Below are 13,327 nucleotides of genomic sequence, written 5' to 3'. Positions count from 1 at the left end.
CCGCCCGCCCCCCCCGCCCCCCCGCCGCGGGGGCGGCGGGGCCGGCCCCCCCCCGCCCCCCCCCCCCCGGCGGTGGTTCGGAGCCCGGCGGCGGTTCAGAGCACGGCGAGCCGGTCCACCAGGAGCTGCACCCGGCGCCCGGTGTCCTCCGGGGGCAGGCGCCGGGCCCTGGTCAGGGTGGCCTGTCCGTGCAGGGCGGCCCAGAACACCTCGGTGAACAGGCCCGGGTCCACGCCCTCCCCGGCGACGTCGGCGAGGGTCTCCAGCAGGGCGGCGAAGCCGTCCTTCAACGGTTCGGGAGTGTCCTCCTCGGCGAAGGCCAGGCCGCCGTCGAGCTGGAACAGGGCGTCGTAGACCGCCGGGTTGCGGGCGGCGAAGTCGAGGTAGGTGCGGGCCAGGGCGGTGACCCGGGCGCGTGGGCCGTCCGCGGCGCGGGTCGCGGCCCGCAGTGCCGCGGCCATCTCGGTGACGCCCTCCAGGGCGACGGCACCGATGATCTCCCGCTTGCCGCGGAAGTGGCTGTAGAGGACGGGCTGGCTGTACTCGATGCGCTCGGCGAGCCGGCGGGTGGTGACCGCCTCCCAGCCCTGCTGCTCGGCGAGTTCACGGGCCGTCGCCACGATGAGGCGCTCACGTTCCGCCCGCTCGCGCTGCTTTCGTTCCTGTACCGACATGACTCGATCCTAGCACCGCTAGACATTCAAGCGGCAGCAGGTCTAGCATCGACATGTCAGCTAGCATCGCTAGATACCAGGGGGAATCATGCTCGCCGCACTCAAGGTCCTCACCACCGTGGAACTCGGCGTGATGGTGGGGGTGGAGTCCGCCGTCGCCGTCGTCCTCAACCGGATCCTCAAGGCGCTCCCCGAGGACGCCGGCCAGCTCGGCCGCGCCCACGGGGGGCGGATGCTCGGCGCCGTGATGCCGTTCTGGTACATCGGCTCGCTCGTCCTGGTCGCGGTCTGGGCCGTCGCCGACCGGCACCACCACGGCACCTGGCTCCTCGTCACCGCCGGCGCGCTGCTGATCGTCAGCGTGCTGATGTCGGTCCTGCTGCTCGTCCCGATCAACAACCGGAGCAAGACCTGGACCCCGGAGAACCGCCCCGCGGACTGGCAGGAGCAGTCGGACCGCTGGGACCGCTACCACTACGCCCGGGTCGCCGTGATCGTCGCCGCCTTCGCCCTGCTGGTCGCCGCCCTCGTCTGAGCCCGCAGGCCCGACTCCGGCACGCCCGACTCCGGCACGCCCGACTTCCGCAAGGAGACCCCGATGTCCCTCAAGACCGTGAACACCGCCCTGACCACCGCGGGCATCCTCTTCGTCCTCTGGTTCGGACTGACCTTCGTGCTGGCCCCCGGGACCATCGCGCCGACCTTCGGCCTGCCGAGCTGGCCCGCCGGCGACGGCGGCGGCTTCCTGGTCCTCAAGGGCGTCCGCGACGTCGCGAACGCCCTGATCCTGGGGGTGCTGCTGCTGACCGGTCAGCGCCGCGCCCTGGCCTGGGTCCTGCTGGCCGGGTCCGTCGTCCCGTTCGGCGACATGGCCACCGTGCTCGCCCACCACGGCTCCGCCGGGGCCGCGTTCGGCGTCCACGGCCCGACGGGGGTGGCGATGGTCGTCATCGGCCTGCTGACCCTGTGGGAGACGCGCCGGCTGTCCGGTGCCCCGACGTCCGCCCCGGTTCCCGCCCCGGTCCGCGCCGCGGCCTGAGCGTGGGAGCGCGCGGAGCCCCCGCCCGGGGAAGGTCCCGGGCGGGGGCTCGATGGTGCCGGTGCGTGGGGGCGCTCAGGCCGCGGGGGTGAGCAGGGGGTCGGTGCGGGTGAGGGTGACGCCCATGCGGTGGAAGGCGTCGACGGCGGCGGTGTGGCCCTGGGGGGAGAGGGCGGCGACGGCGTCCTCGACGACGGTGGTGGGGTAGCCGAGGTTGACGGCGGTGCGGACGGTCTCGCCGACGCCGTACTCGGTGGCGATGCCCGCGATGACCAGGTCGGTGGCGCCGAGGCGGTTGAGCCGGTCGGCGAGGTCGGTGCCGGCGAAGGCGTCGATGCCGTACTTGGTGACCACCTCGTTGCCGGGGCGGGCGGCGACCTCGGGGGCGAAGCGGTTGAAGGCGGAGTCGGGGCCGCCGTCGCTGCCGTCCATCCGGGCGTAGCGGACCAGGACGACGGGCCGGCCGGCGGCCTCGAAGGCGGTCTTGAGCCGGGCGGCGGAGCGGACCACCTCGGGGCCGCTGAGCGGGGCGACCGGGCGGCTGACGATCCACTGCTGGAGGTCGACCAGCACCAGGACGGTGCCGGGGGTGAGGGCGGCGGGGGAGTTGGGCATCGGGGTTCCTCGGTGGTCGGTCGTGACGGGTGGCGGCCGGTCGCTCACTCGGCGGCGACGAGCAGGGCGGTCCAGGTGAAGCCGGCACCGGCGCTCAGCAGGATGGCGATCCGGCCGGGTTCGAGCAAGCCGCGGGTGTGCAGGTGGGCCAGGCCGGCGGCGGCGTCGCCCGCGCCCAGGTGGCCGGTGCGGGTGCCCAGGTCGAGCACCTCGACGCCGGTGAGCCCGAGGCGCTCGACGGCCGGGAGGTAGGCGGTCTCCAGGACGGTGCGGCCGAGCCGGGGGAGCAGCAGGTGGCCGAGCCGGGGGTCGTCCGGGGCGAGGCCGGCGTCGGCGAGGGCGCCGCGGACGGCCCGGGCCACGCCCTCGCCCGCGGTGGCGGCGAAGTGCGGGCCGAGGCCGTCGCCGAGGAAGGCCTTCTTGGTGCGCCGGATGTCGAGGGTCTCGCCGTTGGCGCGGGGCGCGGGGGAGAAGGCGTCGTGGCCGCGGTGCATGGACTCCAGGTCGGGGGCGGCGGCGGTGTGCGCGGCGAGCAGCCGGTACGGGCCGCGCTCGCGGTCCAGCACGAGCGCGGTCGCCCCGTCCCCGTAGGCGACCCCGTAGTCGCCCTGCCAGCGGTCGAAGCCGGGGGCGGCGAAGCGGTCGCCGGTGGTGACCAGGGCCCGTTCCAGGGCCGGGTCGGCGGCCAGCCGGACGGCCGCCAGCTCGACCGCGGTGGCCCCGCCGTTGCACATCTGCTGGACGCCGAGCGGCACCGCCCGTACGGCGCCCGCGTGTTGGGCGACGTAGTGGGCGGGGGACCAGAAGTCGTGCCCCTGGTGGTAGATCCAGGCGTGGACGACCAGGCCGATCGACTCGGGCGGGCAGCCGGCCTCGCCGATCGCCTTGGCGGCGGCGAGGACGGCCATCTCGGGGCCCGAGGGGCCGTCGCTGACGGGCAGTTCGAGGTAGCCGTCCTTGGCGGCGTTCTCGGCGGTGACCCGCCCCCCGGCGACCGCCGCTGCCGCGGTGTCCGTGGTCGGGGGGAGCCAGTCGACCACGGCGGCGATCCGGGGCGGTGGGTCGAAGCGCATCGGGGCGGTCCTCAGGGGTAGGGGTCGGCGGGCGGGGCCAACGGGCGGGATCAGCGGGCGGGGTGGTGCAGGGCCTCGTCCAGCAGGGCGGTGACCCGGTGCGCCTCGTGCAGCGGGAGCCGGGCGTGGACGTGCTGGTCGGGGCGGACCAGCACCACGGAGCCGCGGCCGGACCCGCGGCCGGCGGTGCGGCCGGACGACCCGCGGGCGGGGTCGGGCTCGGCCGGTGCGCCGTCGTGCAGGGTGCCGGTGGCGTCCAGCACCCGGACGTCCAGCAGCCCGGGGTGGCGCTTCTCGGCCTGCTCCAGGGCGCGGGCGACCCGCGGCGGCAGGGCGGTTCCGGGCAGTTCGACCAGCAGGGTGTGCTGGAGGTCGGAGACGGCCTCGCGCAGCGACAGCCGGCGGCCGAGCCGGCGGTCCCAGACCTGCCGGTCGGGGGTGAGCGCCCCGGGCACGAAGCGGTGGCCCCAGAGCTTCCAGCTGCGCAGCCTGGTCTCCCGGCCCTCGCCGTAGACGGTGCGCAGGCCGGCCAGCCAGGGGATGTAGTCGAGGTCGAACAGGCCGAACCGGGAGGCGGCCGCGGCGGCCCGGTCGCGGGCGGTGACCTGGGCGGGCTTGCGCAGCAGCCAGGCGCGGGTCTGCAGGTCGGCCTGGCGGACGACGGCGCGGGCGACCTGGGTGCGCTCGGTGTGGTAGCTGTCGAGCAGCGGTGCGCCGGCCTCGCCGCGCCAGACCAGGGCGAGCTTCCAGGCGAGGTTCTGGGCGTCGGTGACACCGGTGTTGAGGCCCTGGCCGCCGGCCGGGCTGTGGATGTGGGCGGCGTCGCCGACCAGGAACACCCGGCCCTCGCGGTAGCGCTCGGCGTGCCGGGCGTGCACCGCGAAGGTGCTGGTCCAGGCCGAGTCGCGGAGGGTGAGGCCGCCCGGGCCGCGCTCGTCCACGACCTGCTGCATCAGCTCCAGGGTGGCGTCCTCGGGGGCGAGGCCGGGCGGGAGCGAGGTGAAGACCCGGGAGCGGCCGCCGGGCAGTCCGATGATCACCAGCACGCCGCGCGAGGAGCAGAAGTAGTGGGCGGCGTCGTGCTTGAGCGGGCCGTCCACGTAGGCGTCGACCAGCATGAAGGTGTTGGGGTAGGTGAGGCCCTCGAAGCTGAGGCCGAGCAGCTCCCGGACGGTGCTGCCGGCCCCGTCGCAGCCGAGGACGTACGCGTACTCGGCGCGCCGCTCGGTGCCGTCGGCGCCGCGCAGCACGGCGACCACGTGGTCGGGGTGCTGCTCCAGCCCGGTGAGCGCGGTGCCGCGTTCGACCTCGCCGCCGAGCCGGGTGACGGCGGCGCCGAGCAGGTCCTCGATCTCGGGCTGGGGGAGGATCACCGGCTGGGCGCGACCGGTCAGGTCGAGCGTGGCGATCGGGCGGCCCTCGGAGTAGTAGTGGAAGGCGTCGACCGGCAGGCTGCGGGCGGCGGTGCCGGCCGGGTCGGCGAGCCGGCGCAGCACCTCCAGGGTGCGCGGCCAGACCAGCAGGGCCTTGGTGAGCGGGGAGGGGGCCGGGGCGCGGTCGACCAGGTGGATGTCGACGCCGCGGCGCAGCAGTTCGGCCGCGGAGGTGAGTCCGACCGGGCCGGCGCCGACGATCAGGACGGGCCGTCTGCCGGTGGGGCGGGGGGCGGTGGGGTCGGCGCTGCTGGTCACGTCTCTTCTCTCGTACGGGTGTCGGGCGGGTGCCGGGCCGGTTGCGGTGCGGGCCCCGTCGTCGTCAGGGGAGGTCGTTCGGGGGCGGGCGGTGCGCCTGGACTACGCGGCGGCGTGCCAGCGCAGCAGGCTGCTGCCGATCGACATGCCGCCGCCGAAGCCGGAGAGCAGCACCAGTTCGCCGTCGCGCAGGGCGCCGGCGCGGTTCGCGGCGTCGAGGGTGATCGGGACGGAGGCGGCGCCGGTGTTGCCGTACTCGGCGACGGTGAGGTGGGTGCGGGCGCGCTCCAGGCCGAGCGAGGGCAGGATCTCGGCCAGCATCTGGCCGTTGGCCTGGTGCGGCACGAAGTGGTCGACCTCGGTGCCGGTGCGGTCGGCCCGGCGGAGCAGCTCCTTGACCGTGAGCGGCAGCCGGTCGGTGACGAACTCGCGGACCTCGCGGCCGTTCATGGCGAACCAGTGGTCGCCCTCGGCCAGGCTCTCGGGCGAGGCCGGTCTACGGCTGCCGCCGGCCGGGACCCGGATGGTGCGGTGGTGCCGGCCGAAGGTCTCCAGCAGGGAGGTCTCGATGCCGTAGCCGGCCGGGACGGGGCCGAGCACGACGGCGCCGGCGCCGTCGCCGAACAGGATCGCGGTGCGGCGGTCGGTGGGGTCGATGATCCGGGAGTAGACGTCGGCGCCGATCACCAGCGCGTGGCCGCCGTCGGCGATCAGGCGGTGGGCGGTGTGCAGGGCGAAGGCGAAGCCGCTGCAGACCGAGTTCAGGTCGAAGGCGGCGGCCTGCTCGGCGCCGATCAGGTCCTGCACGATGGCGGCCGTGGCGGGCTGCGGGTGGTCGGGCGTGGAGGTGGCCACGACGATGTGGTCGAGCTGGCCGGGGCGGATCCCGGCGTCGGCGAGGGCGGCCCGGGCGGCGTGCGCGGCGAGGTCGGAGGTGGCCTCGCCCTCGGCGGCGTAGCGCCGCTCGCTGATGCCGGTCTTGCGGTGGATCCACTCGGCGGTCACGCCGGCCCGGGAGCCGACCAGGGTGTTGTCGACGGCGTTCGCGGGCAGGTGCGACCCGGTGCCGAGGATGCCGATGGACGACGCGTGCTGCTGCGCTGTCTGCATGATCGATACAGTATCAGAGGCCTGACTTAGGTCAATGCATTGTCCAGTATCGCAATGTTAATGAATGGGTGGACCATAGGCTGTGTCCGAAGCATGAGGCCTCCGGAGCGGGGGGCGTCCGGTCCCGGACATGGGAAAGGCCGCCCCCTCGACGCCCCGGGTGGTGATCGGGCGTCCAGGGGGCGGCCTTCCGCCCCGTACTGCGGTGCTGCCGCGGTGCGGCTCAGTCGGTCTTGCGCAGAGCCGCCGCCGAGCGCTCCAGCAGCTCGCGCAGCTGGGCCTGCTCGGTGTCGTCGAAGGCGTCGGTGAGCCGCTTCTCGACCCCGCGGGCCAAGGTGTCGGCCTTCTTCGCCAGTGTGCGGCCGGAGCGGGTGAGCTTGGCCACGAGCACCTTCTGGTGCACGCTCGACGTCTCACGGGTGATGAGGCCCTTGTTCTCCAGATTGGTCAGGATCGTGGTCATGGTCTGCGGCGTGACCATGCACTCCCGGGCCAGCTGCGCCCCGGACATTCCGGAGGACTGCTGGAGCACGAGCAGGGTCACGTACTGCGGAACCGTCAGGTCGACGGTGCGCAGCGCGCGGGTCTTCTCGCCGATCAGCGCCTGCTCGGCCCGCTTGATGGCATGGCCCAGGCGGTCGTGGAAATCGAGCGGAGCTGAGTTCGGCTGGTTGGAGCTGTTTTCGGTCACAGTGATCGCATCCCTGGCTGCCCCCCACGGCGGATTATTCGGACTTTAAGGTACATCAGTGGGCTGATCAGTCGCTACGTACGAACTGATTCGGGCCAACCGGGTCGGCTTCCGGTACGGACACCGCTGCCACGGCGCGCCGCAACAGTGAGCGGAAAACCACCACCTCCTCCGCCAGGAACGAGCTGACCAGCCGTTGTTCGGCCGTGTGCTCGGCCGCCTCGCCCCGGACCGTCAGGGCCCGGCCCTCCTCGGTCAGCCGCGCGGTGAAGACGTGCGAGTGGACCGAGGAGACCTGCCGGCGGACCAGCCCGCGCCCCTCCAGGGAGGCGAGCCGGGTGGCCATGGTCTGCGGCGTGACCAGGCAGTGCCGGGCCAGCTGGGCCCCGGACGCGTCCGGGTGCTCGGCCAGTACCCGGAGGGTCAGGTACTGCGGCACGGTCAGGCCGACCGTGCGCAGCGCCCGGCCGCGCGCGGCCATCATGGTCTGCTCGCACTGCTTGAGGAGGTGTCCCAGCCTTCGGGAGGGGACGTCCTGGTCGGGGGGAGCCACGGGGCCTCCTCGGTGGTCGGAACCTGAACTGCTACTCAGAACCTTAATACTTCGTAGAGCCCTGATTGACAACTCGGAAAACGAACTCGTCTGCGGGGCAAGTCAGTAGCGGGTTCCGACCGGAGCCGGGAGGGAGTCCAACGCGGCCAGATCATCGGCGCTCAGCAGGACCTCGGCGGCCGCGGCGTTCTGCTCGATGTGGAGCCGGCGGGTGCTGCCGGGGATCGGCACGACGTGCTCGCCCTGGGCCAGCGTCCAGGCCAGGGCGACCTGGGCGGGGGTGGCGCCGTGGCGGGTGGCGACCTCCTGGATGCCGTCCGAGATCCGCTGGTTCTGCGCCCGCGCCTCCTCCTGGAAGCGCGGCAGCCGGGCCCGGAAGTCGTCCTGGTCCGGCGCGTTCTCGCCGTCGAAGCGGCCGGCCAGGAAGCCCCGGCCGAGCGGGGAGAACGGGACGAAGGCGGCGCCGTTGGCCTTGCACCAGGGCAGCACCTCGGCCAGCGGGTCCCGGCTCCACACCGACAGTTCGGACTGCACGGCGCCGACCGGGGCGATCGCGTGCGCCGCGTCCAGCTGGCCGGCGGAGACCTCGCACAGGCCCAACTGCACGATCTTGCCCGCCTGCTGGAGCTCGGCCAGGGCGCCCCAGCTCTCCACCAGCGGGACCCTCGGGTCGACCCGGTGCAGGTAGTAGACGTCGATCCGGTCGGTGCCCAGTCGGCGCAGCGAGCCCTCCACCGCGGCGCGCAGGTGCTCCGGCCGGCCGTCGGCGGACACCTGCACCGAGCCGAGGTGGGACTCCGGGCCGGCCTTGAGGCCGCCCTTGGTGGCGAGCACGACCTGCTCGCGCAGCCCGCCGCGGAGTGCCTCGCCGAGCAACTCCTCGTTGGTGAAGGGGCCGTAGAGGTCCGCGGTGTCGAGCAGGGTGATGCCGAGGTCGACGGCGTGCCGGATGGCGCCGATCGACTCCTCGGTGCTCTGCAGCTGGGAGGTGTACACCCAGTTCATCCCCATGCAGCCGAGGCCGATCGGGCCGACGGCGGGTCCCTCGGCGCCCAGGGTGCGCTGCTGTGCCATGGAAGGTCTCTCCTCGTGGTTGGTGCGGGTCGGGGGGTGGGGCGTGGGGGCGGGGGTGGTGGAGCGGGCTGGGGAGGAGCGCGGGTGACGGGGTGTCAGTAGCGCGAGCCGACCGGGGCCGGCGCGGAGTCCAGCTCGGTCAGGTCGGCGTCGGACAGTCGCAGGTCGGCCGCGCCGGCGTTCTCGGCGAGGTGGCCGATCCGCTTGGTGCCGGGGATCGGGACGACCTGCTCGCCCTGGGCGAGGGTCCAGGCCAGGGCGACCTGCCCCGGGGTGGCGCCGTGCCGTTCGGCGACCCGCCGCAGGGTCTCGACGATGGCGAGGTTGGCGGCGAAGGCCTCCCGGGCGAAGCGCGGGTTGGCGGTGCGGTAGTCGTCCGGCGCGAAGGCGTCCGGGCTGGTGTAGCCGCCGGTGAGGAAGCCGCGGCCGAGCGGGGAGTACGGGACGAAGGCGGCGCCGTGGGCCGAGCACCAGGGCAGCACGTCGGCGAGCACCTCCCGGCTCCACAGCGACAGTTCGGTCTGGACGGCGGCGACCGGGTGGACGGCCTGCGCGGCCGCCAGCTCCTCGACGCCGACCTCGGAGAGGCCGATGCCGCGGACCAGGCCGGCCTCGACCAGTTCGGCCATCGCGCCCCAGGACTCGGCCAGCGGGACGTCCGGGTCCACCCGGTGCAGGTAGTACAGGTCGACGTGGTCGGTGCCGAGGCGCTTGAGCGAGGCGCGGATCGAGGCGTGGATGTGCTCGGGGCGGCCGTTGCGGTACATCGGCCGGTCCGGCTCCTGGACCAGCCCGACCTTGGTGGCCAGGACGGCCCGCTCCCGGCGGCCGGCCAGTGCCCGGCCGAGCAACTCCTCGTTGCTGTGCGGGCCGTAGACGTCCGCGGTGTCGATCAGGTTCATGCCCTGGTCGAGGGCGTGGTGGACGACCTCGACCGAGGCGGCCTCGTCGTAGCCGCCGGTGGTGTAGAAGTCGGTCATCCCCATGCAGCCGAGGCCGATGGCTCCGACGTCGAGGCCGGTGGGGCCGAGCTGGCGGCTGTGCATGATCTCTTCCTTCGCGGTGGTTCGGGGGTGCGGCGGGCGGCAGCGGGTGCAGCGGGTGGCGGAGGTGCGGGAGGTACGGAGGCGGAGCGGTCCGGGCGGGGCGGCGGGTTCACCGCGCCCCTCCCGGACCGGTCGCTCGGGTCTGGCCGTCAGGCCGGTCGAGGCGGGCGTCAGCGCCCGGCGCCGACCGGCTCCGGGGCCTGCTCGGCCTCCGGGGCGGTCACCGCGGAGGCGGCGGCCTTGCGGTCACGGAGCATCACGGCGATCAGCGGGGCGCTGAGGGCGGCCACGCCGGCCAGGATCCACAGCACGGTGCGCAGCGCGTCGGTGTAGCCGTCGGCGAGGAAGGTGTGGAAGGCCTGGCGGCCGGCCTCGGCGACACCGGACTCCGGGTCGGCCAGGTTGCCCTGGGCGACCTTGGCGGCGAGGCCGTCCGGGTTGCCGGTGAAGCCGCTGCCGTAGGAGTCGAGGTTCTCGGAGACGTTGGAGCTGACCAGGCTGACCAGGACGGAGCCCATGCCGGCGATGGCGATCGCCTCGCTGGCCAGGCGCATGGTGTTGAACATGCCCGCGGCCATGCCGGCCCGCTCCGGCGGGACGGAGCCGATCGCGGCGCCGTCCAGCAGGCCGAAGGAGATGCCGACGCCGGTGCCGATGATCAGGAACGGACCGATCAGGCCGGCCACGCCGATGCCCGGGTGGATGGTGGTGAGCCAGGCGGCGCCGCCGGCGACCAGCAGCAGGCTGACGGCCAGCAGGGTGCGGACCGAGATCTTCTGGGCGAGGCGACCGGCGATGATCGGGAAGACCAGCACGGGGGCGGTGAGCAGCAGCATCACGGCGCCGGCCTCGGAGCTGCTGAACCGGTTGGCGCCCATGAAGTAGGAGGGCAGGAAGACCAGCAGGCAGACGAAGCCGAAGGCGAGCGCGACGGGGACGAAGCAGATCGCGACGAAGCGGCCCTGGGTGAACAGGGAGATGTCGAACATCGGGCGCTCCTGGCGCAGTTCGACGATCACGAAGAGCGCGAGCAGCAGCACGAAGCCGGCCAGCAGGCCGAGCACGACGGGGCTGGTCCAGCCCTGCTGGGGGCCCTCGACCATGGCGAGGGTGACCAGCGCGAGGCTGGTGGTGAAGGTGACGGTGCCGCCCCAGTCGACGCCGCGGGCGCCCGGGTCACGGGACTCGGTGATCCGCGGCAGGGCCAGCAGCAGGGCCAGGTCGATCGCCGCGTGCAGCAGGAAGACCGAGCGCCAGCCGAAGGAGGAGACCAGCAGGCCGGAGGTGGAGGGGCCGAGGGCGAGTCCGACGCCGAAGGAGGACCCGAGGACGCCGAAGGCCTTGGCCTGGGCGGGCCCGGAGAAGGTGGTGGCGAGCACCGCGCTGCCGGCGGTGAGCACCGCGGCGGCGGCCGCGCCGGCCAGCAGGCGGGCGCCGTCCAGCAGGTAGATGTTGCTGCTCAGGCCGCTGACCAGGGAGCAGAGGCCGAAGAGCGTGATGCCGATGCCCAGCATTCTGCGGCGGCCGACCAGGTCGGCGATGGCGCCGCAGGCGAGCATGAAGCTGGCGAAGGTCAGGTTGTAGCCGTTGACCACCCACTGGAGCGGTCCGAGGCCCGCGCCCAGGTCGGTGGCGATCTTCGGCAGGGCCACCGAGGCGCCGGTGAGCGAGGCGGGGAGCAGCCCGCCGGCGATGCACACCGCGGCGAGCGTGGTGCGTGGGTAGCTCTTCATGGGTCGAGGACTCCGATGTCGAAGGTGTCGATGAGTTCGATTAGCAGCAAGAACCCTGGTCGGTATCAGGGTTCTTACTCATGGCAGAGGACGCTATAGGTTCGCCGTGGCGGCCGTCAAGGCGGTCGGTTGACCTTGCATCGGGATTCTTGAGGAAGTCTTGATATGAGACAGGGTCGTAAGCTGTCTACGAATGCTGATACTGTCCTGGGCAGCTGGCCTCCCGTCAGGAAGGCGGGAGAGGGCTGCAATTCAGCCTTTTGCCTGTTCAGAGACGCGCGCCACGCGCACTTCATGTGATGGGGGCATTGACATGACGCATCGGACCGAGGTTCTGTACCTGGTCGGCGACCGCTTCGGCGCTCTGGCCACGAACGACGGAGTGGCCACCGCGGGTGGGTTCGTCAAGGAGCTGCGGGCGGGGCGCTACAGTGACCCCGAGCTCCGCCTGACGCTGATCAACGGTCAGGGCATGAGCTCGTACGAATGGGACTGGGTGGCCCGCGAGATCACCCGCTACGGTGCGGCCGAGCGCATCTCGGTGCCCGGGCTGCAGCCGAGCCTGGCCTACCGGGACGAGGCGCACAAGCACCGCGAGCAGAACGTCCTGATCGCCGGCCTGCGCCAGATCGACGCGCTGCGCTACCAGGCGGACCTGAGACTGGACAACGACAACGAACTGCTCCTGGACCACACCACCGGCCAGCACATCCAGGGCATGATCATCATCGAGGCGGCGCGGCAGATGTTCCTGGCCGTCACCGAGCGGTTCTACGCCTCGGCCTGGCCGGAGCGGCAGTACTACTACGTGATCAAGAGCTTCGACACGGACTTCGAGAACTTCCTGTTCCCGCTGGACGCCACCGTCGACTACGAGATCCTCAGCGCGAGCATCGACAACCCCGAGCGGCTGTCCTTCGGCGTCGAGATCGCCGTCCACCAGGGCGGCGCCCGCGCCTCGCTGTCCCGGGTCGAGTTCACCGCCTTCGAGAGCGACGTCATCTCGCAGAAGGAGGGCAAGCGCGCGGCCCGCACCGTCGAGCAGGTCCGCCTCGCCCGCACCGAGCAGGAGCGGGAGGGCGAGCTGGTCGTCGCCGGCTCGCGCTGACCCACCCCACCCGGCCCGACCGGCCGCGGACTCATCCCGGACGGACCCCGGACGCCATGACGAACCCCAGGAGCACCCAGTGACCCGCCCGACCGGCCCCGCGGCCTTCTTCGACGTCGACGAGACCTTGATCAACGTCAAGAGCATGTTCGACTTCCTGGCCTTCCGGTACCGGGTCGAGGGCCGCCCGGAGTCCGACTACGCGCGGGACCACGGCGCCCTCCGCCGGCTGGCGGACGGCGGCGTGCCGCGCGAGGAGGTCAACCGGGCGTACTACCGGCTGTTCACCGGCGTGCGGGAGGCCGACCTCGCCGAGCAGGGCGAGCAGTGGTTCCGGCAGCGGACCGGGGAGGGGGAGCTCTTCCACGCCCCCGCCCTGGCCGCCTTCCGCCGGCACACCGAGCAGGGCCACCACACCGTCCTGGTCTCCGGGTCCTTCCCCGGCTGCCTGGACCCGATCGCCCGGTACGTCGACGCCGGCACCGTCCTGTGCAGCCGCCCGCTGGTGGCCGACGGGATCCTCACCGGTGAACTGGAGCGGCCGATGATCGGCGCGGCCAAGGCCGTCGCCGCCCGCGAGCTGCTCGACCGGGGCGGCTTCGACCCGCGGGAGTGCCACGCCTACGGCGACCACTCCTCCGACCTCGACCTGCTCCGACTCGTCGGCCACCCCACGGTGGTGGGCGACGACCCGGTGCTGACCGAGCACGCCGACCGCGGGGGCTGGAGCCGGCTGCCCGGCCTCGGCCACGGCGCGGCGCAGCACTGACCGACCGACCGTCCCACCCCCCCGGCGCCCGCCCGGGTCCCCCCGGCCCGGGTGGGCGCCCCCCCACCTGTCTCGTATAAACATCCGACGCTGCCGACCACAAATCAACTGCATATACCAGTGGACTGTCGATTATAAAAAAAAGACGCGG

At 73.3% G+C, this 13,327-nt stretch carries 14 protein-coding genes; 4 read left to right on the top strand and 10 right to left on the bottom strand.

What is annotated here, in order from left to right:
* Nucleotides 1-95 precede the first annotated feature (95 nt).
* Complete coding sequence (locus ACFWXO_RS10580) at nt 96-674, bottom strand: TetR/AcrR family transcriptional regulator (protein WP_375887262.1); 579 nt, start codon at nt 672-674, stop codon at nt 96-98.
* An 88-nt stretch (nt 675-762) separates the two neighbouring features.
* On the opposite strand from ACFWXO_RS10580, the gene ACFWXO_RS10575 reads away from it, so the two are divergent.
* Together ACFWXO_RS10575 and ACFWXO_RS10570 are read left to right on the top strand one after the other, a co-directional pair.
* Entirely contained in the window at nt 763-1,209 is a 447-nt protein-coding gene (locus ACFWXO_RS10575) for an anthrone oxygenase family protein (protein ID WP_380523187.1), read from the top strand.
* A gap of 63 nt (nt 1,210-1,272) precedes the next feature.
* On the top strand, nt 1,273-1,713 hold the full coding sequence (locus ACFWXO_RS10570; RefSeq protein ID WP_380523186.1) for a DUF4267 domain-containing protein: 441 nt from the start codon (nt 1,273-1,275) through the stop codon (nt 1,711-1,713).
* A 75-nt stretch (nt 1,714-1,788) separates the two neighbouring features.
* Here ACFWXO_RS10570 and ACFWXO_RS10565 read toward each other — a convergent pair whose 3' ends face one another.
* From ACFWXO_RS10565 to ACFWXO_RS10525, 9 genes are all read right to left on the bottom strand, one after another.
* On the bottom strand, nt 1,789-2,328 hold the full coding sequence (locus ACFWXO_RS10565; protein WP_380523185.1) for a cysteine hydrolase family protein: 540 nt from the start codon (nt 2,326-2,328) through the stop codon (nt 1,789-1,791).
* 44 nt (nt 2,329-2,372) lie between these two features.
* Entirely contained in the window at nt 2,373-3,401 is a 1,029-nt protein-coding gene (locus ACFWXO_RS10560; RefSeq protein ID WP_380523184.1) for a 3-oxoacyl-[acyl-carrier-protein] synthase III C-terminal domain-containing protein, read from the bottom strand.
* 50 nt (nt 3,402-3,451) lie between these two features.
* A complete protein-coding gene (locus ACFWXO_RS10555) occupies nt 3,452-5,092 on the bottom strand; it encodes an FAD-dependent monooxygenase (protein WP_380523183.1) in 1,641 nt (546 codons plus the stop codon).
* Nucleotides 5,093-5,194: 102 nt separating this feature from the next.
* The gene (locus tag ACFWXO_RS10550; RefSeq protein ID WP_375887277.1) at nt 5,195-6,202 is read right to left on the bottom strand and encodes a 3-oxoacyl-ACP synthase III family protein; all 1,008 of its coding nucleotides are present in this window, start codon (nt 6,200-6,202) and stop codon (nt 5,195-5,197) included.
* Between the two features lie 223 nt (nt 6,203-6,425).
* Nucleotides 6,426-6,893: a MarR family winged helix-turn-helix transcriptional regulator gene (locus ACFWXO_RS10545; RefSeq protein WP_375887278.1), complete on the bottom strand. Its 468-nt coding sequence runs from the start codon at nt 6,891-6,893 to the stop codon at nt 6,426-6,428.
* Between the two features lie 67 nt (nt 6,894-6,960).
* Nucleotides 6,961-7,446, bottom strand: a complete 486-nt coding sequence (locus ACFWXO_RS10540; protein WP_375887281.1) for a MarR family winged helix-turn-helix transcriptional regulator — start codon at nt 7,444-7,446, stop codon at nt 6,961-6,963.
* Between the two features lie 102 nt (nt 7,447-7,548).
* On the bottom strand, nt 7,549-8,520 hold the full coding sequence (locus ACFWXO_RS10535; RefSeq protein WP_375887284.1) for an aldo/keto reductase: 972 nt from the start codon (nt 8,518-8,520) through the stop codon (nt 7,549-7,551).
* 95 nt (nt 8,521-8,615) lie between these two features.
* Entirely contained in the window at nt 8,616-9,566 is a 951-nt protein-coding gene (locus ACFWXO_RS10530; RefSeq protein ID WP_375887286.1) for an aldo/keto reductase, read from the bottom strand.
* Nucleotides 9,567-9,736: 170 nt separating this feature from the next.
* Nucleotides 9,737-11,299 carry an MFS transporter gene (locus ACFWXO_RS10525; RefSeq protein WP_375887288.1) on the bottom strand — a complete coding sequence of 521 codons (1,563 nt, stop codon included), beginning with the start codon at nt 11,297-11,299 and terminating at the stop codon, nt 9,737-9,739.
* Between the two features lie 313 nt (nt 11,300-11,612).
* Here ACFWXO_RS10525 and ACFWXO_RS10520 point away from each other — a divergent pair, with 313 nt between their 5' ends.
* Nucleotides 11,613-12,407 carry an AfsA-related hotdog domain-containing protein gene (locus ACFWXO_RS10520; RefSeq protein WP_380523182.1) on the top strand — a complete coding sequence of 265 codons (795 nt, stop codon included), beginning with the start codon at nt 11,613-11,615 and terminating at the stop codon, nt 12,405-12,407.
* A gap of 79 nt (nt 12,408-12,486) precedes the next feature.
* Nucleotides 12,487-13,176: an HAD family hydrolase gene (locus tag ACFWXO_RS10515; RefSeq protein ID WP_375887293.1), complete on the top strand. Its 690-nt coding sequence runs from the start codon at nt 12,487-12,489 to the stop codon at nt 13,174-13,176.
* The last annotated feature ends 151 nt before the right edge of the window (nt 13,177-13,327 follow it).

It is taken from the genome of Kitasatospora sp. NPDC059088 (assembly GCF_042738155.1).
Lineage (GTDB): Bacteria > Actinomycetota > Actinomycetes > Streptomycetales > Streptomycetaceae > Kitasatospora.
The sequence above is the reverse complement of the archived record's forward strand: the minus strand, read 5'-3'. Positions and strand labels throughout refer to the sequence as shown.

Bases quoted from the DNA above. Each gene is read 5' to 3' on its own strand.
- ACFWXO_RS10580 (WP_375887262.1), bottom strand. From the start codon at position 674: ATGTCGGTACAGGAACGAAAGCAGCGCGAGCGGGCGGAACGTGAGCGC.
- ACFWXO_RS10575 (WP_380523187.1), top strand. From the start codon at position 763: ATGCTCGCCGCACTCAAGGTCCTCACCACCGTGGAACTCGGCGTGATG.
- ACFWXO_RS10570 (WP_380523186.1), top strand. From the start codon at position 1,273: ATGTCCCTCAAGACCGTGAACACCGCCCTGACCACCGCGGGCATCCTC.
- ACFWXO_RS10565 (WP_380523185.1), bottom strand. From the start codon at position 2,328: ATGCCCAACTCCCCCGCCGCCCTCACCCCCGGCACCGTCCTGGTGCTG.
- ACFWXO_RS10560 (WP_380523184.1), bottom strand. From the start codon at position 3,401: ATGCGCTTCGACCCACCGCCCCGGATCGCCGCCGTGGTCGACTGGCTC.
- ACFWXO_RS10550 (WP_375887277.1), bottom strand. From the start codon at position 6,202: ATGCAGACAGCGCAGCAGCACGCGTCGTCCATCGGCATCCTCGGCACC.
- ACFWXO_RS10535 (WP_375887284.1), bottom strand. From the start codon at position 8,520: ATGGCACAGCAGCGCACCCTGGGCGCCGAGGGACCCGCCGTCGGCCCG.
- ACFWXO_RS10530 (WP_375887286.1), bottom strand. From the start codon at position 9,566: ATGCACAGCCGCCAGCTCGGCCCCACCGGCCTCGACGTCGGAGCCATC.
- ACFWXO_RS10525 (WP_375887288.1), bottom strand. From the start codon at position 11,299: ATGAAGAGCTACCCACGCACCACGCTCGCCGCGGTGTGCATCGCCGGC.
- ACFWXO_RS10520 (WP_380523182.1), top strand. From the start codon at position 11,613: ATGACGCATCGGACCGAGGTTCTGTACCTGGTCGGCGACCGCTTCGGC.